The 23,293-nt window shown below is 65.9% G+C and carries 26 protein-coding genes; 18 read left to right on the top strand and 8 right to left on the bottom strand.

Annotated elements, in window-relative coordinates:
* Positions 1-62: 62 nt before the first annotated feature.
* The 3 genes from ACXAJT_RS02730 to ACXAJT_RS02720 are packed head-to-tail and all read left to right on the top strand — an operon-like array spanning position 63 to position 3,542.
* On the top strand, positions 63-1,862 hold the full coding sequence (locus tag ACXAJT_RS02730) for a sensor histidine kinase (protein ID WP_475232715.1): 1,800 nt from the start codon (positions 63-65) through the stop codon (positions 1,860-1,862).
* A complete protein-coding gene (locus ACXAJT_RS02725; protein ID WP_475232712.1) occupies positions 1,846-2,823 on the top strand; it encodes an amidoligase family protein in 978 nt (325 codons plus the stop codon). The genes ACXAJT_RS02730 and ACXAJT_RS02725 overlap by 17 nt, the downstream gene beginning before the upstream one ends.
* Positions 2,811-3,542 (top strand): gamma-glutamyl-gamma-aminobutyrate hydrolase family protein, encoded by a 732-nt coding sequence (locus ACXAJT_RS02720; protein ID WP_475232710.1) that lies wholly within the window; start codon positions 2,811-2,813, stop codon positions 3,540-3,542. The genes ACXAJT_RS02725 and ACXAJT_RS02720 overlap by 13 nt, the downstream gene beginning before the upstream one ends.
* A 20-nt stretch (positions 3,543-3,562) precedes the next feature.
* Here ACXAJT_RS02720 and ACXAJT_RS02715 read toward each other — a convergent pair whose 3' ends face one another.
* On the bottom strand, positions 3,563-4,228 hold the full coding sequence (locus ACXAJT_RS02715) for a PRC-barrel domain-containing protein (protein WP_475232708.1): 666 nt from the start codon (positions 4,226-4,228) through the stop codon (positions 3,563-3,565).
* A 504-nt stretch (positions 4,229-4,732) separates the two neighbouring features.
* Here ACXAJT_RS02715 and ACXAJT_RS02710 point away from each other — a divergent pair.
* Both ACXAJT_RS02710 and der read left to right on the top strand, forming a co-directional pair.
* Positions 4,733-6,259, top strand: a complete 1,527-nt coding sequence (locus ACXAJT_RS02710) for an aldehyde dehydrogenase (NADP(+)) (RefSeq protein ID WP_475232706.1) — start codon at positions 4,733-4,735, stop codon at positions 6,257-6,259.
* A gap of 255 nt (positions 6,260-6,514) precedes the next feature.
* On the top strand, positions 6,515-7,993 hold the full coding sequence (der, locus tag ACXAJT_RS02705) for a ribosome biogenesis GTPase Der (RefSeq protein WP_475232704.1): 1,479 nt from the start codon (positions 6,515-6,517) through the stop codon (positions 7,991-7,993).
* 87 nt (positions 7,994-8,080) lie between these two features.
* Here der and ACXAJT_RS02700 read toward each other — a convergent pair whose 3' ends face one another.
* On the bottom strand, positions 8,081-8,503 hold the full coding sequence (locus ACXAJT_RS02700; RefSeq protein ID WP_475232702.1) for a DoxX family protein: 423 nt from the start codon (positions 8,501-8,503) through the stop codon (positions 8,081-8,083).
* Between the two features lie 381 nt (positions 8,504-8,884).
* On the opposite strand from ACXAJT_RS02700, the gene ACXAJT_RS02695 reads away from it, so the two are divergent.
* Complete coding sequence (locus ACXAJT_RS02695) at positions 8,885-9,172, top strand: hypothetical protein (protein ID WP_475232700.1); 288 nt, start codon at positions 8,885-8,887, stop codon at positions 9,170-9,172.
* A gap of 147 nt (positions 9,173-9,319) precedes the next feature.
* Here ACXAJT_RS02695 and ACXAJT_RS02690 read toward each other — a convergent pair whose 3' ends face one another.
* Genes ACXAJT_RS02690 through ACXAJT_RS02680 form a run of 3 tightly spaced genes read right to left on the bottom strand, consistent with a single transcriptional unit; the run spans position 9,320 to position 12,094 of the window.
* Entirely contained in the window at positions 9,320-10,021 is a 702-nt protein-coding gene (locus ACXAJT_RS02690) for a hypothetical protein (RefSeq protein WP_475232698.1), read from the bottom strand.
* A 16-nt stretch (positions 10,022-10,037) separates the two neighbouring features.
* Complete coding sequence (gene serS / locus ACXAJT_RS02685; protein WP_475232696.1) at positions 10,038-11,330, bottom strand: serine--tRNA ligase; 1,293 nt, start codon at positions 11,328-11,330, stop codon at positions 10,038-10,040.
* A 50-nt stretch (positions 11,331-11,380) separates the two neighbouring features.
* Positions 11,381-12,094 (bottom strand): trypsin-like serine peptidase, encoded by a 714-nt coding sequence (locus tag ACXAJT_RS02680; RefSeq protein WP_475232694.1) that lies wholly within the window; start codon positions 12,092-12,094, stop codon positions 11,381-11,383.
* A 211-nt stretch (positions 12,095-12,305) separates the two neighbouring features.
* Between ACXAJT_RS02680 and yajC the strand changes: the two genes are divergently transcribed.
* The 12 genes from yajC (at position 12,306) to ACXAJT_RS02620 (ending at position 21,241) form a co-directional block, all read left to right on the top strand.
* Positions 12,306-12,593 (top strand): preprotein translocase subunit YajC, encoded by a 288-nt coding sequence (gene yajC / locus ACXAJT_RS02675; protein ID WP_475232692.1) that lies wholly within the window; start codon positions 12,306-12,308, stop codon positions 12,591-12,593.
* Positions 12,594-12,618: 25 nt separating this feature from the next.
* Positions 12,619-14,280, top strand: a complete 1,662-nt coding sequence (secD, locus tag ACXAJT_RS02670) for a protein translocase subunit SecD (protein ID WP_475232690.1) — start codon at positions 12,619-12,621, stop codon at positions 14,278-14,280.
* Positions 14,281-14,283: 3 nt separating this feature from the next.
* The gene (gene secF, locus ACXAJT_RS02665; protein ID WP_475232689.1) at positions 14,284-15,252 is read left to right on the top strand and encodes a protein translocase subunit SecF; all 969 of its coding nucleotides are present in this window, start codon (positions 14,284-14,286) and stop codon (positions 15,250-15,252) included.
* Positions 15,253-15,638: 386 nt separating this feature from the next.
* Positions 15,639-15,992, top strand: coding sequence for an Mth938-like domain-containing protein (locus ACXAJT_RS02660; RefSeq protein WP_475232688.1), 354 nt, complete (start codon positions 15,639-15,641; stop codon positions 15,990-15,992).
* 149 nt (positions 15,993-16,141) lie between these two features.
* Positions 16,142-16,756, top strand: coding sequence for a heme ABC exporter ATP-binding protein CcmA (gene ccmA, locus ACXAJT_RS02655; RefSeq protein ID WP_475232778.1), 615 nt, complete (start codon positions 16,142-16,144; stop codon positions 16,754-16,756).
* Positions 16,753-17,409, top strand: a complete 657-nt coding sequence (gene ccmB, locus ACXAJT_RS02650; protein ID WP_066105998.1) for a heme exporter protein CcmB — start codon at positions 16,753-16,755, stop codon at positions 17,407-17,409. Before ccmA ends, ccmB begins: the two co-directional genes overlap by 4 nt.
* 87 nt (positions 17,410-17,496) lie before the next feature.
* Complete coding sequence (locus ACXAJT_RS02645) at positions 17,497-18,225, top strand: heme ABC transporter permease (protein ID WP_475232686.1); 729 nt, start codon at positions 17,497-17,499, stop codon at positions 18,223-18,225.
* Positions 18,222-18,380, top strand: a complete 159-nt coding sequence (gene ccmD / locus ACXAJT_RS02640; protein ID WP_475232685.1) for a heme exporter protein CcmD — start codon at positions 18,222-18,224, stop codon at positions 18,378-18,380. The genes ACXAJT_RS02645 and ccmD overlap by 4 nt, the downstream gene beginning before the upstream one ends.
* A complete protein-coding gene (locus tag ACXAJT_RS02635; protein ID WP_475232684.1) occupies positions 18,373-18,924 on the top strand; it encodes a DsbE family thiol:disulfide interchange protein in 552 nt (183 codons plus the stop codon). The genes ccmD and ACXAJT_RS02635 overlap by 8 nt, the downstream gene beginning before the upstream one ends.
* Positions 18,925-19,255: 331 nt before the next feature.
* Entirely contained in the window at positions 19,256-19,861 is a 606-nt protein-coding gene (locus ACXAJT_RS02630) for a biotin transporter BioY (RefSeq protein WP_475232682.1), read from the top strand.
* Between the two features lie 73 nt (positions 19,862-19,934).
* Positions 19,935-20,504, top strand: a complete 570-nt coding sequence (locus ACXAJT_RS02625) for an NUDIX hydrolase (protein ID WP_475232680.1) — start codon at positions 19,935-19,937, stop codon at positions 20,502-20,504.
* 5 nt (positions 20,505-20,509) lie between these two features.
* Positions 20,510-21,241 carry a heme-dependent oxidative N-demethylase family protein gene (locus ACXAJT_RS02620; protein WP_475232678.1) on the top strand — a complete coding sequence of 244 codons (732 nt, stop codon included), beginning with the start codon at positions 20,510-20,512 and terminating at the stop codon, positions 21,239-21,241.
* A 31-nt stretch (positions 21,242-21,272) separates the two neighbouring features.
* Here ACXAJT_RS02620 and ACXAJT_RS02615 read toward each other — a convergent pair whose 3' ends face one another.
* The 3 genes from ACXAJT_RS02615 to ACXAJT_RS02605 all read right to left on the bottom strand — a co-directional run bounded on the left by ACXAJT_RS02615 (position 21,273) and on the right by ACXAJT_RS02605 (position 23,237).
* On the bottom strand, positions 21,273-21,905 hold the full coding sequence (locus ACXAJT_RS02615; RefSeq protein WP_475232676.1) for a hypothetical protein: 633 nt from the start codon (positions 21,903-21,905) through the stop codon (positions 21,273-21,275).
* 132 nt (positions 21,906-22,037) lie between these two features.
* Positions 22,038-22,844 carry a lytic murein transglycosylase gene (locus ACXAJT_RS02610; RefSeq protein ID WP_475232674.1) on the bottom strand — a complete coding sequence of 269 codons (807 nt, stop codon included), beginning with the start codon at positions 22,842-22,844 and terminating at the stop codon, positions 22,038-22,040.
* A gap of 177 nt (positions 22,845-23,021) precedes the next feature.
* Complete coding sequence (locus ACXAJT_RS02605) at positions 23,022-23,237, bottom strand: hypothetical protein (RefSeq protein ID WP_475232672.1); 216 nt, start codon at positions 23,235-23,237, stop codon at positions 23,022-23,024.
* Positions 23,238-23,293 lie beyond the last annotated feature (56 nt).

Here is a 23,293-nt window from a genome sequence, read left to right as displayed (position 1 = left end):
CGGGATACGGCGCGACATGGATCGCGTCGGGCCGGCAGGCGGGCAGAGCGGATAGGGGTCTCATGAAATCACTTGCAGGCGGCGTGTGGCGACGCAGGCCGACAGGTCTTGCCGCTCGGATCATTCTATTCCTGTCGCTGGCCCTCGTTCCGATCGGGGTTGTTGCCTATTTCCAGACCAGCAAACTGGCCGAGGAGACCCGACTGCGCTCGCAGCTCAGCCTCGTCGCACTGACCGAGGCTGCGGCGCTTGGCGAGCGCGAAACCATCCTGCGCGCGCAGGGCGGGGCGCAGGCGTTGGGGGCCACGCTCGGCCAGCGGATGGACAGCGCAGAGCAATGTTCTGACCGGCTGGCGGCCTATCTTGGTGCCTCGCCGGGCTATTCCTTTGCCGGGATCATGACGCTCGACGGCGATCTGGCATGCAATTCGCGCGGTGTGCCCATGCGTGCCGACGACTATCCCCGCCTGCAGCGCATCATCGACCAGCCCGGCGCAATCGCTTGGCTGAACACATATGGCCCGATCTCTGAGCGCTCGGTCATCGTCGTCGCGCAGCCCTATTTTGTCGGCGGTGAACTGGCAGGGCATGTGCTGCTGTCGGTGCCTTCGGTGTTGCTGCCGCGCGGCCACGGCGGGCCGGGGCCGAACGATTTCGAGGATCTCATCACCATCAACGAACACGGCGAGATCCTCACCTCGCGCGATGACGTCGACGCTGTCAGGGATCTGCTCCCGGCGGATCTGGATCTGGAGACCCTGATCGGCGCCAAAGCGCAGAGCTTTGCCGCCCGCAGCACGGATGGGGAAACCCGTGTCTATGCGGCAGCGCCGCTGGTTCCGGGAATGATCCACGCCATCGGTATATGGAGCCGTGAAAACGCCGAAGCGCAGGCGATCAGCGTCGATGGGCTGGCGGTGATGGCTGCTGCGCTGCCGTTCCTGATGTGGGCGGCGTCGGTGATCGTTGCCTTCCTCGCGGTGAACCGGCTGGTGATCCGTCATGTCAAACGCCTGTCGCGCCGGATGCGCGCCTTCGCGCTGTCGCGGCGCGTGCCAGCGCTGCGCGACGAGGCGATGCCCGCCGAGCTTGCCGACATGGAAGACGATTTCCTCGACATGGCCGACGCCATCCTGCGCGACGAAGCGCAGCAGGAAAATGCCCTGCGCGAAAAGACCATCCTGCTCAAGGAGGTCCACCACCGGGTGAAGAACAACCTGCAGCTCATTTCCTCGATCATGAACATGCAGATCCGGCAATCCCGCAGCGACGAGACGCGCGCGATCCTGCATCGCCTGCAGGACCGGGTGCGCAGCCTCGCCACCATTCACCGCAACCTCTACCAGACCGAAGACCTTGGCCACGTGAACGCTGGCGCGCTGCTCAAGGATCTGGTGCAGCAGATGGAGCAGTTGTCCGAGGTCAGCGGGCGGCGAGTGAATCTCACGGTCTCTGCCGACGACATCGAGGCCGTGCCGGATCAAGCGGTGCCGCTGTCGCTGCTCACTGCCGAGGCGATGACCAACGCGATGAAATACGCCACGCCCGGTGATGATGGCGTCACCCGCGTATCGATCCGCCTTGCACGGCTGGCCGCCGGGCGCGCCGAGCTTGAAGTGCTCAACTCAGACAGCAAGGCCAACGACGCCGCCACCGAAGACAATGTGCCCCGCAGCATGCGCGGCGAGCCGGCGGGCCTTGGCTCGAAGCTGATGCAGGCCTTCGCCACGCAACTGGGCGGCTCGCTGGAGCAAAGCCACACCGACACCGGCGAATACCGGGTCTACATCGGTTTCGCGCTGGTGGATTTCACCCCTGATCCGACCACGCCAACGGGGATGCCCAATGTCCCGGACTACTGATCTGACCGAGCCGTTGCCGTTGCCGCGGCCCGATACCGCCGAGGGCAAGCCGCGCCGCATCGGGGTGGAGATCGAGTTCTCCGGCCTCACCGAAGCGCAGGTGGCGCGCATTCTCGTCAAACAGCTCGGCGGCCGGGCGCGCGAAGAAACCCGCGGCCACTGGGTTGTCGAGGGCGGCGGCATGGGCGGCTTCGAGGTTTATCTCGACAGCCAACCGCTGGAGCGGCTCGATCATGACGGGGTTGGCGGGCAGATCCGCGATCTGGCACGCGCCGTGGTGCCGGTAGAGATCGTCTCGGACCCGCTGGAAGTGCCGCAGATCGCCGAGTTCGACCGCGCCATCCGGGCGCTGCGCGAGGCCGGGGCGGAAGGCACCGGCGTCGGCGTGCTCTCGGCCTTTGGCGTGCATTTCAATCCCGAGGTCGTCTCGACCGACTACGCCGATGTGATGCCGGTGCTGAAAGCGCACGCGCTGCTCGAAGACTATATCAAACGCGTCGCCGGGACCGATTTTTCGCGCCGCGTGATGACATGGGTCGCGCCGTATCCGCGCGCGCTGGTCGACCGGCTGGCCGCCGAAAACCCTCCGGCGACGATGGATGCGCTGATCGACTGTTATCTGGAACTGGCACCCTCACGGAACCATTCGCTCGACATGCTGTGCCTGTTTGCTCACCTCGACAAAAAGAAGGTGGCCAAGGCGGTGGACATGGAACTGGTCTCGCCGCGCCCGACCTATCACTGGCGTCTGCCCGATTGCCGTATCGACGAAGAGGGCTGGACGCTTGCCGAGGAATGGAACCGCTGGGTTCTGGTGGAAACTGTGGCGGGCGATGCCGATCTGCTGGACCGGCTGTGCGCCGCGTGGCGTGACCACCGCAACGCGCTGACATCGATCCGGCTCGACTGGTCCTACCGGGTCGAGCGGCTGCTGCAAGGGGCGGGGCTTTGCGACCGCTGATCGGGGTCACCGTCTCGCGGCGGTCTGGCTGGCGGGTGTTCCCGTTCATGGCCTTGGCGGTCTGGCTCGCCGGGGGCCGGGCGCTGCGCTGGCAGACGGGAAAGCGCGAGGTCAATCTCGATGCGGTGCATGGTGTGGTCATCGGCGGCGGCGACGACATCGAGCCGACGCTTTACGGCGGCGAGTTGCAACTCGACGTGCGCCTCGACCCCGAGCGCGATGCGCTGGAGCAGGGGGTGCTGCGCGGCGCGTTCGAGCGCAATATGCCGATCCTCGGCATCTGCCGCGGTGCGCAGATGCTCAATGTGGTCCTCGGCGGCACGCTGCACGCCGATGCCTACGCCGTGCATCCCTCGCGGCGCTACCGCACGGTTCTGCCGCGCAAAAAGGTGGATGTGCTGAGCGAGACTTTGCTGGCGCATACCGCCCGCGCGGATTGTCTGCGGGTCAACGCGCTGCATTCACAGGCGGTGGACAAGCTGGGCGATGGTCTGCGCGTTGCAGGGCGCGACGATGGCGGCATGGTGCAGGCGGTGGAACGGCTCAGCGATCCCTTCGCGCTGGGGGTGCAGTGGCACCCCGAATACCTCGTCTACCGCCGCGCCCACCGCCGCCTCTTTCGCGCGCTGGTGGCGGCGGCCCGCGCCCGCCGCGACGCGCAGGGCCAGCTTGACGCCGCCGAGGCCGACGCCGCGCTGCCGCAGTTTTTCGATCGCTAAGCGTGGAGGGGCGCGCCGCCTCAGGCGCTGACCATTTCCGACACCTTCGGCGCGGTCTCGATCTGCGACAGCGGCAGATCCAGAACGATATGCCCGCCGTGATCGGCATCCGCATGGGTCACCATTTCAAACATCGGCACCACCCGGCGCTCGTGGCCGAAGAACTTGCCGTTGTCGACGACGATGTGGCTCAGCCGCGCGGCGTCGGCATCATAAAGCAGGTCACTGACGCTGCCCGCCTCGCCATCGCGCCCGAACACCGGCTTGCCGATCCAGTCCGCAAGGCTTTCGTAGCGCTCCAGCGCCGCGTCCCAGCGCGGATCGCTTTCCGTCTCGGGGCGGGCGCCCGCCGGCAGCGGCGCATGCGGCGAGCCGAACGGGCCGATCACCAGTGGCGGCATCGTCGCCATCAGCGCCAGCATGTCCTCGCGCCCGCCCGCCATGCGCGGCGCGCGCTGTAGCTCGCCATCGGTGACATGCAGCGGCAGGCTGCGGTCATGCGCCTCTGGCAGTCCCAGCGAAGAGGCGGTCACCAACAGCCGCTCGGCGGCACCGAAGCCCGCAGGCGACACGATCGCCCAAGCCAGCTTGCGACCATCGGGATCGAACAGCAGGTCCTGCAGGACGAAATCGCGCTCGCCGCCGGTCAGGCGCCATGTGAGCAGGTCCGAGAGCGAGATGAGCATGGTGTCGCCTTTCCTATGGTTCCGGAATCTTAACACGGATCTGCGACATTCTGTTCCGGAACCGGCGCTGCACTGCCGCGTTCTTATGACAAGCGCAGAAGGAGACAGCCATGACCATCGATATCTTTATCGTCGGGTTGGCCGCTCTTATCATAATCGCGGTCCTGATCTTTGCCCTGACCAGTGAGAAGGAGCAGGATAGGAATTCGCGCTAGACCCGAGCGACCCGATCCGGCCACAGGCCCGGAAGGACGCAAGACTTCCGTGCGCACATAGAGCACGACCAGAAGGGCGGTTCCCGAAAGCGGGGGCCGCCTTTCTGCGTCTGCGCCCCGCGTGACGCGCCTGCATCGCCGCGACGCGCGACCGGAAAGCGGTCTTTCCGCCGGTTCCCGCCTCAGTTGCGGGTTGCCGCGCTTGACGTCCCTCTGCCAGATGCTGGTATACCATTTGCGAATCCAAGCGCGGCCCGGGAGGGGCGGCGCAAGCACAGAGGATATTTCGATGCTCGACAAATCCGTGTTCACCCCCCATGGCAAGCACCTGATCGCCGGCGAGTGGGTGGCTGGCGAGACCACCTTCGCCTCTGATCCCGCGCATGGCCCGAGCCATGACTATTCGGTCGGCACGCCCGAGCTGGTCGACCGCGCCTGCAAGGCCGCCGAAGAGGCGTTCTGGACCTACGGCTACACCACCCGCGCCGCGCGCGCCGAGTTTCTCAACGCCATCGCCGACGAGATCGAGGCGCGCGGCGAGGCGATCACCGAGATCGGCACGCAGGAAACCGGCCTTCCCGAAGGCCGCCTGCAAGGCGAGCGTGGCCGCACCACAGGCCAGCTGCGGCTTTTCGCAGAGCACATTCTGAAGGGCGATTATCTCGACATCCGCCACGACGAGGCGCTGCCCGACCGTCAGCCGCTGCCGCGCCCCGACATCAAGCTGGTGCAGCGCCCGATCGGCCCGGTTGCCGTGTTCGGTGCGTCGAACTTCCCGCTGGCCTTCTCCACCGCCGGCGGGGACACCGCCGCGGCGCTGGCCGCGGGCTGCCCGGTCGTGGTCAAGGGCCACGGCGCGCACCCCGGCACCGGCGAGATCGTCGCCGAGGCGATCCTCGCCGCGATCGAAAAGACCGGCATGCCCAAAGGCGTCTTCTCGCTCGTGCAGGGCGGCAAGCGCGACGTCGGTCAGGCGCTGGTGCAGCACCCGCTGATCAACGCCGTGGGCTTCACCGGCTCGCTTGGCGGCGGCCGCGCGCTGTTTGATCTCTGCGCGCAGCGCGAGGTGCCGATCCCGTTCTTCGGCGAGCTGGGCTCGGTCAACCCGATGTTCCTGCTGCCCGAGGCGATGAAAGCCCGCGGTGCCGACATCGGCACCGGCTGGGCTGGCTCGCTGACCATGGGCGCGGGCCAGTTCTGCACCAACCCCGGCATCGCCGTGGTCGAAACCGGCCCCGAGGGCGATGCCTTCGTCGCCGCCGCCGCCGAGGCGCTGAAAGGCGCGGCCAGCCAGTGCATGCTGACCGACGGCATCGCGCAGGCCTACAAGGACGGCAAGTCGCGCTTCGACGGGCGCAACGCGGTGAAGCCGGTGCTGGTCTCCGACAGCGAGGGCCGCAACGCGTTGCCCAACCTTTTCGAGACAGACGCGGCCAACTACCTGCAGGACCATGCGCTTGGCGAAGAGGTGTTCGGCCCGCTCGGCCTCGTGGTGCGCGTCTCCGGTGCCGATGAGATGGAAACCCTCGCGAAGGGCTTCGAGGGCCAGCTCACGGCCACCATCCACATGGACGAAGGCGACACCGGCCTCGCGCAGCGCCTCGTTCCGGTGCTCGAGCGCAAGGCCGGCCGGCTGCTGGTCAACGGCTTCCCCACCGGCGTCGAGGTCTGCGACGCGATGGTGCACGGCGGGCCTTACCCGGCATCGACCAACTTCGGGGCGACCTCGGTCGGCACCATGTCGATCCGCCGCTTCCTGCGCCCGGTGAGCTACCAGAACCTGCCCGACGCGCTGCTGCCCACGGATCTGAAGTAAACGCCGCCACGGCGTGACCTGCGCCCGCGCTGCCCTCATGGGTGGCGCGGGCGTCTGCTTTTGGGATATGCGTATTTTTGAAGAGAAGAAGCGGGGGCCGTGCCTCTGCTGCTTCGTCTAGACGCAAATATCCCGGGGGAGGCCGCGCAGCGGCCGGGGGCAGCGCCCCCATCTGCGGCGCCGCGTCCGAGATCCCTTTCTCCTGCCCGCGCTTTGCGCTAAAGGCGGGGTTTGAATCCGCAAGAGGTGCGTGCCATGACATTCTCCCTCGCCATCGTCGGCCGCCCCAACGTTGGCAAATCCACCCTGTTCAACCGGCTTGTCGGCAAGCGGCTGGCGCTGGTCGACGACCAGCCCGGCGTCACGCGCGATCTGCGCGAGGGCGAGGGCAAGCTGGGTGACCTGCGCTTTACGGTGATCGACACCGCGGGTCTCGAAGAGGCGACGGACGAGAGCCTGCAGGGCCGCATGCGCCGCCTGACCGAGCGCGCGGTGGACATGGCCGACGTGTGCCTGTTCATGATCGACGCGCGTGTTGGCGTCACGCCCACCGACGAGGTCTTCGCCGAGATCCTGCGCAAGCGGTCGGCGCATGTGATCCTTGCCGCCAACAAGGGCGAGGGCTCTGCCGCCGATGCCGGCGTGCTAGAGGCCTACAGCCTTGGCCTTGGCGAGCCGATCCGGCTCTCGGCCGAGCATGGCGAGGGGCTGCCCGATCTTTACGGCGCGCTGCAGCCGCTGGCGGATGGTTTCGCCGAGCGCGCCGCCGAGGAGGCGCCGGAGGTCGAGCTTGACGTCGCGGACGAGGAGATCGACTCCGACGAGGCCGACGCCGCGCTGCCGATGCCCACCGAGCAAAAGCCGCTGCAGATCGCCGTTGTGGGCCGCCCGAACGCCGGCAAGTCGACGCTGATCAACAAGATTCTCGGCGAGGACCGGCTGCTCACCGGCCCCGAGGCCGGGATCACCCGCGACGCCATCTCGGTCCGTATGGACTGGGAGGGCGTGCCGATGCGCATCTTCGACACCGCCGGTATGCGCAAGCGCGCCAAGGTGCAGGAGAAGCTGGAAAAGCTCTCGGTGTCCGACGGTTTGCGCGCGGTGAAGTTCGCCGAGGTGGTGGTGGTTCTGCTCGATGCCGCCATTCCTTTCGAACAGCAGGACCTGCGCATCGCCGATCTGGCAGAGCGAGAGGGCCGGGCGGTGGTCGTCGCCGTCAACAAGTGGGACGTCGAAGAGCACAAGCAGGAGAAACTGCGCGATCTGAAAGAAGCCTTCGACCGGCTGCTGCCGCAGCTGCGCGGCGCGCCGCTGATCACCGTTTCGGCCAAGACCGGGCGCGGGCTCGACCGGCTCAACGCGGCGATCATGAAGGCGTGGACCACGTGGAATCGCCGCGTCTCGACCGGCCAGCTCAACCGCTGGCTCGAGGGGATGGTGTCGAGCCACCCGCCGCCCGCGCCGCAGGGCCGCCGGATCAAGCTGCGCTACATGACGCAGGCCAAGACGCGTCCGCCGGGGTTTGTGGTGATGTGCTCGCGACCGCAGGACATGCCCGACAGCTACACACGATATCTGGTCAACGGGCTGCGCGAGGCCTTCGACATGCCCGGCACGCCGATCCGCCTGACGCTGCGCGGGCAGGGCGACAAGAACCCGTGGAAGGGCAAGCGCGAGAAAAACGCCGGCGCGCTGCGCAAGCACCTTGGCAAGCTGCCCAAGCAAAAGGGCTGACGCTGGGCGCGCTGGCCTCGGAAGACCGCAAAAGCGCCGGAGCGACCGCTCCGGCGCTTTTCGTTTCGCGATGTGGCTCAATGTGGCTCAGCCTTTGGTGATCGCCAGCAGCCCGCCACCGAGCAGCGATTGCACCAGCAGGGCGAGCGCCCAGAAGGCGGGATATTCCCAGCCGCCGCCTTCATTGGTGAACCAGAACCCGTTCGGCCCGTGGGCAAGAATAGCCGCGCCCAGCAGCACCGGGATCAACAGCAGCGCGACGAGGCTGGTCTGGAAACCGACGATGAGCGCAAAACCGCCCAAGACCTCGGCGGCGATCGTGAGGTAGGCCATGAACCCGGGCACGCCGAGCGAGGCGAAATATTGCGCCGCGCCGCTGGGGGTGAAGACGTAAACCTTCAACCAGGCGTGGGCGAGGAACAGCGCGCCAAGCGAGACACGCAGCAGAAGGGCGGCCGTCAGGATCGCAGTTGTCGATCCGAAACCAAATGATTGCAGTAGGTTGGTCATGATTTCTCTCCGTTTTCGGGGGGCGCTTGATGCAGCGTCCTGTGTGATGACGAAGAGATAGCGGCAAATCACTGTCGCGATAATGTGGTAGATCGTTGGAACGTCTACTCTGATTTGTTCGCAATTGAAGGGGCCATTTCGCACTTTCGGGTTGCGGTATGAGACATGACAGCCGCGATCTGAGCCCACTGTTGCGAAAAGCAGGACAACTCAAGCGCGTTGCCGATTCCGTATTGGCGTCTCTTGCGTGTGCCAAGGGGGCGTCTTGGGCCGTGTGCACTCGCAGCAAAGAAGAGCCTGATCTCCGTAAGCGCAACAGAAGGTTGCAAGATTAAAGGCCTCTGGTTAACCTTCGATTCACATTTAACCGGAGAATTTGAAATGAAGTTGAGTAACCTTTCTGCGATTTCGCTCGTCCTCGTCATGTCCTCGGGGGCGGCATTCGCAAACGTCAAGCAGGTGAAGTGTGACGGGTTCATCGTCGCCGTCGCCACCGAGATTGCCATGGCGGCCGAAGAGCGCGCGGGCTCCATGACGGAAGCAGAGTCGAATATCTGCGAGGCTGCGATGCAGCTCGACATGCCCGATGACGACCCCGAAGTGCACAACATCACCATCCTGCCGTATGAAATCCAGACGACGGTGGTGCTCTACCCGACCGCCGACTGACGGGATCGTCTTTCGGCCTCAAAGACGTGGAAAAGGTGGCGTCGCGCCGCTGATTTTCGTCATCTCTGTCACCCCCGCAGAGGCTCTGCGGGGGTGATTTCACGTCTGGATTTCACGTCTGGGGGAAAGGTGTGAAGACCCCTCAGGTCACTCGGTATCCGTGCCCCGCAGGGCAAGGATCGCGACGATGCCGGCGGCGGCGAGGGCGGCAACGGCAAAGTTGAAGGGGCTGGCATTGGCGACGATCACCGCCACCAGCGCCCAGATCACCGTGATGCCGTAAAGCGGTGCGCGGTGCAGCCGATACTGGATGGTCACCGACAGCGCCAGCGCCAAGGCCAAGGCGACAAGCGCCGCCGGGGTCTGTGCCAGCAGCCCATAGCCCGCCAGCAGCAGCCCGACCGAGACGCAGGACGCCGCCGACAGCCAGCCGGCGTAAATCGCGATGGGGGCGATCTGCCACCAGCGGTCCATGTCGCCGGCGCGGAATAGGGCCAGCAGCGCGGTGACCAGCATCACCCAGATCATTGCCGTTGCGGCGATCGGCGAGATCTGTGCCACCGGCAGCCAGAAGATGCCCACGGCGAGGCTGATCAGCAGCGGATCGCGGTGGTCCATCCAGTCGAAATCATCGGCGCGGCGCAGCAGGCCGAAGCCGGTGCCGGCGATCAGCCAGAGATAGATCAGCCCCCAGATCGCGAAGGCATAGCCCGCCGGCTGCACCGGCGGGTCGTCCTGCGGGATCGGAAAGGCATCCGGGGCGAACCCGTTGAACCCGGGAAACACCAGCGGCGAGGCCGCAAAGGCGACCGCCGCGAGAAACAGCAGGAGCGGTCGAACCCAGATCATCTCAGTCCCCGATCCTTCAAACCAGCGTGCCGTCGGCGGCGATGCGGGTCTTGCCGCGCAGCCACGGGTGCAGCGCCTCGGGCAGATCGACCGAGCCGTCTTCCTGCTGGCCGTTCTCCAGCACCGCGATCAGGCAGCGCCCGACGGCGAGGCCCGAGCCGTTCAGCGTGTGCAGGAACTCCGGCTTGCCGCCACCTTCGGGCTTGAAGCGGGCGTTCATCCGGCGCGCCTGAAAATCACCGCAAACCGAGACAGAGCTGATCTCGCGGTACTGGTTCTGACCGGGCAGCCAGACCTCGATGTCATGCGTGCGGCGCGCGCCAAAGCCCATGTCGCCGGTGCACAGCGCCACCGTGCGATAGGGCAGGCCGAGCTTCTCGAGGATGCCCTCGGCGCATTTGGTCATCCGGTCAAGCTCCTCGCGGCTCTTTTCCGGGTGCGTGACCGAGACCATTTCGACCTTCTCGAACTGGTGCTGGCGCAGCATGCCAGCGGTGTCGCGGCCCGCCGAGCCCGCCTCGGAGCGGAAGCATTGGGTGTGCGCCACGTAGCGGCGCGGCAGGTAGCCTTCATCCACCGTCAGCCCGTTGACGATATTGGTCAGCGTCACTTCGGCGGTGGGCACCAGCCACCAGCCTTCGCGGGTCTGGTAGCTGTCTTCGCCGAACTTCGGCAGTTGGCCGGTGCCATACATCATCTCTTCGCGCACCAGCACCGGGGTCCAGGTCTCGGTGAGCCCATTCTCTTCGGTATGGGTGTCCAGCATAAACTGCGCCAGCGCGCGGTGCAGGCGGGCGATCGCACCCGAGAGCACCACGAAGCGCGAGCCGCTGAGCTTGGCGGCGGTTTCAAAGTCCATGCCGGGGATCACGCTTGGCAGGTCGAAATGCTCCTTGGCCGCGAAGCCAAGCGCCTTCGGCTCGCCCCAACGGTGGATCTCGACGTTGTCGTCCTCGTCTTCGCCGTCGGGCGTGTCGTCGAAGGGCAGGTTGGGGATGCCCATCAGCATGTCGGTCAGCTGCGCGTCGAGATCCTTGGCCTTGGTCTGCATCTCGGCCACTTCGGCCTTTTTCTCGGCGACCAGCGCGCGCAGGCGCTCGAACTCGGCCTCATCGCCGCTGGCCTTGGCCTTGCCGACGTCCTTGGAGGCGGCCTTCTGCGCGGCCTGAGCGGTTTCGGCGGCGTGGATCGCGGCGCGGCGCTCTTCATCCAGCGCCAGCACGGGGGCCGAGGCATTCTCCACACCCCGGCGCGAGAGCGCCGCATCGAAGGCGGCGGGGTTTTCGCGAATGGCGCGGATGTCGTGCATCGGTCTTATCCTCTTTGTCTGCGACTCGCGCGGGTTATGCCCTGAATCGCTCAGGGAGTGTAGGGGGCGCTGCGCGGAAGGCGAGCGCGGATCCACGCATCCAAGGGCACCGCGAGGCTGGTTTGCGCATTGGTGGCGCTCACGACCGCGACAACGCGCCACGCATCGCCGGTTTTCGCCAGCACCGGCCCGCCGGAATTGCCGCGCCGCACCGGGCACGACAGGCGCAGCAGCGCATGATGCGGCGCGCCGGTGCAGTCGAACCGTGCCGAGAGCCGGTTGGGCTGCGTGTCGTGATAGCCGATCACCGCGAGCGGCGCGGTGGCCTCGCGCCCGAGCGCCCGCGGGGTCACCTCCAGAGGATGCGCCAGTGTCAGCAGCGCAAGGTCATGCTCGATATCGAGCTGCCGGCTCTCATAGGCTTGCGGGTGGATGTCATAAGAGGCGACGGCGGCGTGATCGGCGTAGTCCCCGCCAAGCCATCCCGCGACGAAATGCAGCCGCTCCGGCCGCACCGGATCGCCTTCAGGCCCGGCGACGCAATGCGCGGCGGTGAGCACCAGATCGGGCGCCACGAGCGTGCCCGAACACATGCCGCGCCGGTTGTAGCCCTTGGTGTTCACCCGCCCGATCGCCTGCCAGTCGGCGTGGTCCTCCGGCGGCAGCGGGGGAAGGTCCTGCGCCGCGGCGGGCAGGGTGGAAAGATTGAGGGCGAAGAGCGAGAGAAGCGGCAGAGCACACTTTGCAAATGTCGCGATACGCATTTCTTCGTGGCTCCCCTTACCCATCCGTTTCCAACCTAGGTCCGCCATTCCTTAGCGTCCATCACGCACACGTGTGCGCATGGCCTGTGCATCGCTTGTGCATGTAGTGTGCCCCCGGCCATCGCGCCTTGCATCGGCGGAGGATCGCACATAGGTTCCGGCCAAATTTTGCGGGGGGTGTCCCCCAACATACACCAAGAGGAGCCCGCCCATGGATGGCAGCGCAGTCGCCCAGTTCGTCCCCCTGATCCTGATCTTCGGTATCATGTACTTCCTGCTGATCCGTCCGCAGCAGAAGAAGGTCAAAGAACACCAGAAGATGGTGAACGCCCTGCGCCGCGGCGACCAGATCGTCACTCAGGGTGGCCTCATCGGCAAGGTCGCCAAGGTCAAGGAAGGTGGCGAGGTCGAGGTCGAGATCGCCGAGGGTGTGAAGGTCCGCGTGGTGCAGAGCACCGTCGCTCAGGTCCTGTCGAAGACCGAGCCCGCCGAATCCTGATCCCAACGCGAAAGCGCCCACGAACATGCTTCAGATCGATCTTTGGAAACGCCTGACAATCTGGGCGCTCGTGATCGTAGGGCTGGCCTTGGCCAGCCCTAACCTGTTCTACAACAGGGTAGAATCTCATAACGACGCAGTTGCCGCGATCGAAACCTCTGGCGCCACGCCCGAGCGCGAGGAGGCCGCCGCCGGCTGGCCCGACTTCCTGCCTTCGGGGCTGGTGAACCTCGGGCTCGACCTGCGCGGCGGTGCGCATCTGCTGGCCGAGGTGAAGCTTGGTGAGGTCTATGCCTCGCGGCTCGAGACGCTCTGGCCGGACGTGCGGGACATCCTGCGCCCCGAGCGCGACACAGTCGGCACCATCCGCCTGCAGCCGTCCGATCCGGGCGAGCTGCGCGTGCGTATCTCCAACCCCGACGGCATGGCCCGCGCTCTGGAACTGGTGCGCGGTCTTGCGCGTCCGGTGACCTCGCTCACCGGCGCCGGGGCCAACGATCTGCAGGTGGCCGGCGACGGCAACGAGCTTGTGGTGACCCTCTCGGACGCCGAGAAGCAGGCCACCGACGAGCGCACCATGCAGCAGTCGCTGGAGATCATCCGCCGCCGCATCGACGAGGTCGGCACGCGTGAGCCGACGATCCAGCGACAGGGCAACGATCGCATCCTGATCCAGGTGCCGGGCGTGGGCTCTGCGGCGGAACTCAAAGAGATCATCGGCACCACAGCACAGCTGACCTTCCAGCCGGTGGTCAACCGCACCACCAATGCCGACACGTCGCCGGGCGTGGGCAACGAGCTGCTGCCGTCGATGGACGAAGAGGGCGTTTTCTACGTGCTCGAGCAGGCCCCCGTCGTCACCGGCGAGGAACTGACCGACAGCCAGCCGAGCTTTGACCAGAACGGCCGTCCGGCGGTGACCTTCCGCTTCAACCCCGGCGGCGCGCGCAAGTTCGGCGATTACACTGCCGCCAACATCGGCTCGCCCTTCGCCATCGTGCTCGACGACGAGGTGATCTCGGCGCCGGTGATTCAGAGCCACATTCCCGGCGGCTCGGGCATCATCACCGGGCAGTTCTCGGTCGAGGAAAGCACGCAACTGGCGGTGCTTCTGCGCGCCGGTGCGCTGCCCGCGGGGCTCGACTTCCTCGAAGAGCGGACCATCGGGCCGGAACTGGGGCAAGACAGCATCGAAGCCGGCAAGCTGGCGACCATGGTGGCCTTTGTCGCGGTGCTTGGCTTCATGTGGATCAGCTACGGTCTTTTCGGCTTCTTCGCCAATATCGCGCTGATCATCAATATCGGCCTGATCTTCGGCCTGCTGTCGACCATCGGCGCCACGCTGACGCTGCCCGGCATCGCCGGCATCGTGCTGACCGTCGGTATGGCGGTGGACGCCAACGTGCTGATCTTCGAGCGTATCCGCGAGGAACTGAAGACCGCACGCGGCCCGGCCCGCGCCATCGAGCTTGGCTATGAAAAGGCGCTGTCGGCCATCGTCGACGCCAATATCACCACCATCATCACGGCGATCATCCTTTATGTCATGGGCTCGGGTCCGGTGCGCGGCTTCGCCATCACCCTTGGCCTCGGCATCGTCACCTCGGTCTTCACCGCGATCTTCGTCACCCGGCTGCTGATCGCGATGTGGTTCGAACGCCGCCGTCCCAAAACCATCGAGGTCTGAGCCATGCGTCTTCGTGTCATTCCCGACAATACGAGCTTTGACTTCTTCAAACGCTGGAAGCTGTGGTTCGGCATCTCGGCCCTGATGATCGTGCTGGCGCTGGTCAGCTTCGGCGCGCGGGGGCTGAACTACGGCATCGACTTCCGCGGCGGCACCACCATCCGGACGCAGAGCGCCGAGCAGGTGGACGTGGGGGCCTACCGCGACGCGCTCAGCACACTGGGGCTGGGCGATGTGGTGATCTCTGAGGTCTTTGATCCGTCCTTCGGGCCGGATCAGAACGTCGCCATGGTGCGCATTCAGGCGCAGGACGAAGTTGAATCGGTCACCCCCGAAACCATCGCCACCGTCGAGGCGGCGCTGCAGGAGGTCTCGCCGGACATCCAGTTCGTCTCGGTGGAATCGGTCGGCCCGAAAGTGTCGGGCGAACTGATCTGGACCGCCGTGCAAGCCGTCGCGCTGGCGATCGGCGCGGTGCTGATCTACATCTGGCTGCGGTTCGAGTGGCAGTTCGCACTCGGCGCGGTTCTGGCGCTGGTGCACGACGTCGTGCTGACGATCGGCGTCTTCTCGGAGCTTCAGATCAGGTTCGACCTCACCACCATCGCGGCGCTGCTGACCATCGTCGGCTATTCGCTCAACGATACTGTGGTGGTCTTCGACCGGGTGCGCGAGAACCTGATCAAATACAAGAAGACCGACATCAAGGACGTGCTGAACCTGTCGATCAACGAGACGCTCAGCCGGACCTTCATGACCTCCTTCACCACGCTTCTGGCGCTCTTCGCGCTGTTCGTGCTGGGCGGTGATGTGATCCGCGGATTCGTCTTCGCGATGATCTGGGGCGTCTTCGTCGGCACCTATTCGTCGGTCTTCGTGGCATCGGCATTGTTGATGTGGCTTGGCGTCAAACGCGACTGGTCGAAGCCCGAGGCCGAGGGCGAAGCGAAGAAATCCGGAAGCAGCGTCTGAGGCGCTGAATGCCATTCTGGTATGGAGGGGGCCGCATGACCGGCCCCCTTTTTTCATTCCGCGGCAGGGGGATGATCACGCTTTGTGCAGCCGCGCGGGAAACGCTGTGTTGCGGGCCTAGGCTTTCGAGTAGGCCATTGGGTCCTTCGCATAGCCGGTGTAGTGTCAAATCCCATACACAAGGGCGCCTGCCACCGCGGTGAGCGCGCCCATGCTGCTGTGCGGCAAAATCCGTTTGATTCTTCACCGATGTGTCATAAAGTGCAGCCACGCGGCTGGACCAGGCGTCGTATGTTGACGTGGGAGGGGTGTACCGCGACTTGGTCTGCGCGTTCATGAAAGCGCGATCCGTGTCGGGTCGCCTGTGTGGGACTAGGGGAAGAACCATGCGGATGAATGAAATCAATTTTAGCGATGCCATGCCTGTCGAGGGCTACGGCCCCGGATTCTTTCGCATCGGCGGCAAGCCGGTCGATGGCGGGGTCTGCATCTCGCCGCAGGGCATGCAGCCCTGGGGCGGTCTGTCGGATGAGGAGACGCTGGTCGCGCTCGCGGGCGAGGTCGATGTGATCTTCGTCGGCACCGGCGGTGATATCGCCTTGCTGCCCAAGGCCCTGTCGGCGCGGCTTGAACAAGCCGGCGTCGGTGTCGAAGTGATGAACTCGCCTTCTGCCTGCCGCACCTACAACGTGCTGCTGGGGGAAGGGCGCCGGGTTGCGCTGGCCGCGCTGCCCGTCTGAGACCGTAACAGACCAGCCAGTCCGGCCGCCCCATCCTTGATGGCGCGCTTGACCCGGACCAGCCATTTTCCTGCAACAGCTTGTCGCGGCGCGGCTTTCGCGCTTTTCCGAGCCTCCGTGCTGGGGTAAGCGAAAGCATGGAGCAGCCGATTTCTTTGACAGTTCGCGATCTGGCGGTGGCCCGCGGAGGGGTGCCGGTGCTTGAGGGGCTGAGCTTTGCGCTTGCCCCCGGACGCGCCTTGGTCCTGCGCGGTCCCAACGGCTCGGGCAAGACGACGCTGCTGCGCAGCATCGCCGGGCTGCAGCCCGCCTTTGCCGGAGAGATCGAGGGCGCAGGGGAGCGCATTGCCTATGCCGCGCATTCCGACGGCTTGAAATCCATGCTGTCGGCGGCTGAGAACCTGCGCTTTTGGGCGCAGGTCTTTGCGCAATCGGACATCGAGCCGGCGCTGGACGCGTTTGATTTACGCGGGCTCGAAGAGCGGTTGGCGGGCACGCTTTCGGCCGGGCAAAAGCGTCGGCTGGGGCTGGCGCGGCTGATGGTCACCGGGCGCCCGGTCTGGGTGCTGGACGAACCGACCGTGTCGCTCGACACCGCCTCGGTGGCGCGATTTGCCGACGCGGTGCGGGCGCATCTGGCACGCGGCGGCTCGGCGCTGATGGCGACGCATATCGATCTGGGGCTGGACGAGGCCGAGATCCTCGACGTCAGCCCGTTCAAGGCGGTGCCCCGTGTGTCCATTCAGGACGAGGCTTTCCTGTGATCGCGCTGCTTCTTCGAGACCTGCGCTTGGCGGTGCGGGCCGGGGGCGGCTTCGGCCTTGGCCTTGCGTTCTTCCTCATCGTCACCGTGCTCATTCCTTTTGGCGTCGGGCCAGAGACCGGGCTGCTGTCGCGCATCGCGCCGGGCGTGCTGTGGATCGGCGCGCTGCTGGCCTGCCTGCTGTCGCTCGACCGCATCTTCGCGCTCGATTGGGAGGATGGCTCGCTCGATCTGTTGGCCACCGCGCCGCTGCCGATGGAGGGCATCGTCACCATCAAGGCTCTGGCGCATTGGATCACCACGGGCCTGCCGCTGGTGCTGGCCGCGCCCGCCCTCGGCGTGCTGCTGAGCCTGCCGCCCTCGGGCTATCTTTGGGTGCTGGTGTCGCTGGCGCTCGGCACGCCGGCGCTGTCGGTGATCGGCACCTTCGGCGCGGCGCTGACCGTGGGGCTGAAGCGTGGCGGGCTGCTGCTGTCGATCCTCGTGCTGCCGCTTTACGTGCCGACGTTGATCTTCGGCGCCGAAGTGGCGCGGCGCGGGGCCGAAGGGTTGGCGGTGCAGACGCCGCTGCTGATGCTGGCGGGGATCAGTTTCGGCACGCTGGCCCTGCTGCCCTTTGCCAGCGCCGCGGTGCTGCGCATCAACCTGCGCTGATTTGCGCGAACCTGCGGCGGGCGCCAGAGATTGCGCTTGCCGAATATTTGAAGTGTAACGAGGCGTGAGCTGCGCTAGGGGAGGCCCATGTCGATCTGGGAATACGCCAATCCGGTAAAATTCATCCGTACCACGGACCGTATCCTGCCATGGGTGTCGGCCGGGGCGGTGCTCTGCCTCGCTCTGGGGTTGGTGTGGGGCTATTTCTTTACGCCCGACGATTACCGGCAGGGCGCGACCGTCAAGATCATCTACCTGCATGTGCCCGCGGCGCTGATGGCGATCAACGCGTGGATCATGATGCTGGTCGCCTCGCTGATCTGGATCATCCGGCGCCACCACGTTTCGGCACTGGCGGCGCGGGCTGCGGCCCCGGTGGGGGCGATCTTCACGGTGATCGCGCTGGCCACCGGCGCGCTCTGGGGGCAGCCGATGTGGGGCACGTGGTGGGCGTGGGACCCGCGGCTGACCTCCTTCCTGATCCTGTTCCTGTTCTACCTTGGCTACATGGCGCTGTGGTCGGCGATCGAAAACGACGACACCGCCGCCGATCTCACCTCGATTCTCTGCCTCGTGGGCTCGGTCTTCGCGTTGCTGTCGCGCTACGCGGTGCTGTTCTGGAATCAGGGGCTGCATCAGGGCGCGTCGCTGTCGCTCGACAAGGAAGAGAACGTGGCCGATGTCTTCTGGTATCCGCTGCTGGTGTGCATCGCGGGCTTTGTGCTGCTGTTCGTGGCGCTGGTCTTTCTGCGCACACAAACCGAAATCCGCGCCCGCCGTTCGCGCGCGCTCCTGGCACGGGAGGGGCGCGCATGATGCCCGATCTGGGAAAATACGCCTTCGCGGTGCTGGCGTCCTACGGCGTCAGCCTTGGGCTCATTGTGCTGGTCGTGGCGCTGAGCGTCGCACGCGCGCGTAAGGTGCGGGCAGAACTGGAAAAGATTGAACAGCGGGTGAAGCGTCATGGCTAAGGTCTCGCCGCTCATGGTGATCCCTCCGCTGATCTTCGCCGGTTTCGCGGTGATGGCCTATTTCGGCATGCAGCGCGGCGATCCCAATACGCTGCCCTCGACCTTCCTAGGTAAAGACGCGCCGCCACTGCCCGCACAGACGCTCGAGGGCTTCCCTGAGGTTACCGATGCGGCTTTGCGCTCGGGCGAGGTGACGGTGGTGAACTTCTGGGCCAGTTGGTGCCCGCCGTGCCGGGCCGAACACCCGGTGCTGCTTCGTCTGGCCGAGCAGGGCGTGCGTATCATCGGGGTCAACTACAAGGACAAGGTCGGCGCCGCCTCGGGCTACCTGACCGACGACGGCTCGCCCTTTATCGGCGTGCCCTTCGATCCTCAGGGGCGCGCGGCGATCGAATGGGGGGTGACCGGCCCGCCCGAGACCTTCATCGTCGATGGCGAGGGCACGGTTCTGCACAAGCACGTCGGGCCGCTGGTCGGCACCCTGTATACCGAAGATTTCATGCCTGCACTGGAAGCGGCGACGGGGCGCGATCTCGAGCCCTGACCCCTGTGCGAACCGCGGCGTGGGACATCGCGCATTTTGCGAAAGAGAAAAGCGCCGCGACCACGCTTAGCAGAAGCGGATTTGCAATTTTGCAGTGCGTGGCGGCGCGTCGCCTTTCAGCTTTCCGAAAATACTCCGGCCGAAGGCGCCCGGCCCATGCCACGCGCGGCGGGATGCGGACAGGCTGCGGATTTGCGTATTTGCAGAACGCTGAAAGCCGGGGGCGGCGCCTTGCAGGAGGTGTGCGGTGGCTTGGATGAAGGCTTGCGAGGCGGCGGCGCTTGGGGCACAACGCTTGAAAGTCTTTTGACAGGAAGAGGGGACGCACCCGATGAATCTCGCAATGAACCGGTCCGTTCTGGTGGACACTTTCGGCGCCCGTGAAGGCCTTGCGCTGCGCGCCAAGCAGGCGGCGCTGGTCATCGCCGGTATCGCGCTTCTGGCGCTCGCCGCGAAGATCAAAGTGCCGGTGCCGGGCTCGCCGGTGGCGATCAGCATGGGCACCTTCGCCGTGCTCACCGTGGGCGCGGCTTATGGCGCGCGTCTGGGCCTTGTGACCATGCTGGGCTGGATGATCATCGGCATGCTGGGCTTCGACGTGTTCCAGAGCTCCTCGGCCGATCTCAACGGCATCGAGTACATGATGGGCAGCACCGGCGGTTATCTCGTCGGCTACCTGATGGCGACCGTGCTGCTGGGCACGCTGGCGCGCCGCGGCTGGGACCGGACCGCGCCGAAGATGGCTGCGGCCATGCTCTTTGGCAACATCGTGCTCTACGTGCCCGGCCTGATCTGGCTCGGCATGCTCTATGGCTGGGACAAGCCGATCCTCGAATGGGGCCTGACGCCGTTCCTGTTCGGTGATGCGGTGAAGCTGGCTCTGGCGGCGCTGCTGCTGCCGGCGCTGTGGAAGCTGGTGGGCCGCGCCCGCGGCTGAGCCACGCCCGAAGCGAATTGAAGGAACGCGGCGCAGTCCTCTGCGCCGCGTTTTCTTTTACCGAAAGGGACCGATGACCAACCTTCCTTGGACCATGGCGGTGCGCGATGCGCGCGACCGAGAGACGCTTGCGGCGCTGAAACGATTGCTGGTGGAGGTCCCCGATCCCTTCGGGCGTGACCCGGCGCGGGATCATATCACGGGCTCGGACCCGGCGCGGGATCATATCACGGGCTCGGGGTTTGTCGTCTCGCCGTGCCGCACGCGCACGCTGCTGATCCATCACGCCAAGCTGGATCGGTGGCTGCAGCCGGGCGGCCATTGCGATGGCGAGCCCGACGTGGCGTCCGTCGCGGCACGCGAGATTCGCGAGGAGACGGGGGTGGCCGCGCGCCTGCTGTCGCCCGATCTGTTCGACGTCGACATCCACCGGATTCCGGCGCGTGGCGCGGAGCCTGCCCATTTTCACTACGATCTGCGCTTCCTCTTCGAAGCTGACCCGGCGATCCCCTTGCGAGGCAACGAGGAATCGCATGATCTTCGCTGGGTGGCGCTGGAGGAGCTTCCGCGCTACGCACCGCAGTCGTCGGTCTGCGTGCTGCGAGACAAGCTGCCCCTGTGGAGGGCTGAAAGCGGAGACTGACGGAGATGATCCTGCAGGCGCAGATTCCCTATGACGTGAGCCAGATGAAGCCATTGCCGGGGATCGCGCCGCTCGATCCGGCGGACTGGCTACAGGTGGACGACGCCTTTGCGGCGCAGATGGCAGAGCGGGAGCGGCTTCTGCGGGAGACGCGGGAGACCGTTCTGGCCATCGAACCGGAGGCGCTGACGGCGGCGCAGGAGTTGCTGGAGATGGTTCTCGCACAGTTGCCCACGGGGTACGCCCGAGACGGGGAGCGGCTGACGCGTCCGGATGGCGTCGAGGTTGTTCTAGACCGGATGGATCCGCTGGGCACGCTGGGGGTTCTGGTGCAGGAGGACCTGTGCCTGCTGCAAAAACGCGGCGACGAACATGTGCTGACCGCGGCGGTTCTATGTTTCCCTGCGGGCTGGCGGCTGGCGGAAAAGATCTCGCGCCCGCTCAGCGTGATCCACGTGCCGATCCCCGAGTATGACGACAACATCGGGCGGCGGGTGCAGCGGCTGTTTGACGGCGTGCAGCCGGGTCGGCCACTGGTGCGGGTGAACCGCCTCTTCCATGACGACCCAACGCTGCATCAGCCGGTGCCCCGGCGCAGCAATGACGACCGGGCCGCGCCCCAGACAGCGCCCTATCTGCGCTCGGAACGGCAGTGCCTGCTGCGCTTGCCGGCAACGCGCGCCGTTGTGTTCTCTATCCACTCCTACGTGATCCGGCGAGGGCCGGACACCGCGTAACTCCGCAAGGCGCGTGCTGCGCGGGAGCCGCTTATTGCGGCGCGGTGCGCAGATCGCCGCCGCGGGTGCCCGAGAGCATGCTGAGGATGCGGGCGACGGGACCGTTCGGGGCAACGAGGGCGGGGATCTTGGCCTCGGCTGAGGCGATGCGCGGCGCGGGGCGCGTGGCCTCAGGCTCGGGCGCTATCGAGGCGGCCATGGCGGCGCGGATTCCCTCGCTAAGCGCACGCTCTTCGGCGGCGTCGATCGGGGCGAGGCGCTTGCGCGGCGCACGCTGGGATTGCTCGGGCAGGGCTTCGGGGGCGAGGCGGGTGCGCGGCGACAGCCACTCGATCTCGGTCGCACCGCTGAGCGTCGAGAGACTGCGCACAGCCTCGAGCAGCAGGGCAATGGCGCGCGCGCCTTGGGCGATGCCGCCGTCGCGGCTGAGCACGCGCAGCACGATGCGGGGCCGTTGCTCGCCTTTTTGCTTGAAGTGGGTCAGGCACAGGCCCAGCCGATCACCCATCAGTGCCATGCGGCGGCGCGAGATGCGCAGCGGGCGGCCAGAGCCATTGTCGTGTTGAAGCAGGGCCTTGCCGGCAGCCTTGAGAAGTTCGAAAAGATCAGGGGTGCCGGAATGAGCCGGGAGGTGCAGTGCTGCGTAGGGGGCTTTGCCCGTCATGATCGTCTTCCTTCTGGAACGCCTTTGACGGAAAATTTGCGCGGCAATTGGGGAAGAATTCGGGCGCGATAATGCCCAGGGTCGGGCAAATCTTCAAAAGTTTTGCCCAACCCGCAGTTGCATAAATGTAAGTTAGCCGACTCTTTGCGCCACGAGCGAGATCGCCTGCTGGTAGACCGTCGCGGCGTTCCACTCGTTCAGGACGCGGAAGTTCGCGGTGCCTTCGCTGAATGGCTGACCCGGCTGCCAGCCTTTCTGTCGCAGGAAGTTGGCGGTCGAGGCCAGCGCGTCGAACTGGTTGTAGAAGTCGACGCGGCCATCGCCATTGCCATCGACGCCGTAGCGCAGCGCGTTGCCCGGCAGGAACTGGGTGTGCCCAAGCTCGCCATGCGCGGCGCCTTTCTGGTTGGGCGAGAGCATGCCGCGATCGACCATCTGCAGTGCGGCGATCGCATGCGGCGTGAAGAACGATGCGCGGCGGCAGTCATAGGCCACGGTACTGATCGACGAGACCACCGGCACGTTGCCCATGGTGCGGCCAAAGCCCGTCTCCATTCCGTGGATTGCCAGCAGGATGCCCGCGGGCACGCCGTAGCGCTGTTCGAGCGAGCGGAAAAACTGCGGGTTCTGGTCGCGGCGCTTGCGAACCTGCGCGGCAAAGCCGTCGAGCGAGCCGAGGCGAATGCGAATGAACTCGTCGAGCGGGTATTTCACGCCCTTCTGGCTACGGTCCACTTTGATCGTGTAGCTGGAATAGGGGGCGCGCATCAGCGCGTCGATTCCGCGCTGGCCGACACCGGCGCGTTGTGCCTCGGCAGCAAATTCGCGTTTCCAGGCATCAAACCCGGAGGCGGTGTTGCCGCAGCTGGCGGCCATGGCCGAGCCTGCGGAGAGCGACAGCGTGGCTGCGGCGAGGAATTTCAGAAAGGTGCGGCGCATCTTGGGACTCCGAACAAACGTCTTTGATGAAAATAGGTAGTTCGCGGCCCGGGGTTCGGAAAGGGAGGAGCTGTCCGACCGCTCTGCGCGGCGGGAGTCCGCTGTTGGCCTCGCGGCCAGATCCGCCGGGCCCTTGGGTTGATGCTGTGCCGCAAAGCCAGCCAGATGGCGGAGGCCTCAGAGCGAGGCGATTTCCATGGCCCGGGTGATGATCATCGCGACGAGCACGAGCAGGGCGGCAACCGCGAGGCCAAGCATGGTGTTGCGCTGCAACCTGCGACGGCGCTCTTGCGGGGTTTCGGAGGCCGATGCAGCGCCGGTCAGGGCTGCAAGCTCCTGCGCGTCGCTATGGCTTGCGAAACGGTCGAAGCGGTCGGTGTAATTTTCGTTCATTCTGAAATTCCTCTGAGGTGCGAGGTCGTAATTCCCTCGTCCGCCAGCTTCAAATG

The sequence above is a fragment of the Salipiger sp. ABF4_146 genome, from assembly GCF_056161345.1.
The sequence above is the reverse complement of the archived record's forward strand: the minus strand, read 5'-3'. Positions and strand labels throughout refer to the sequence as shown.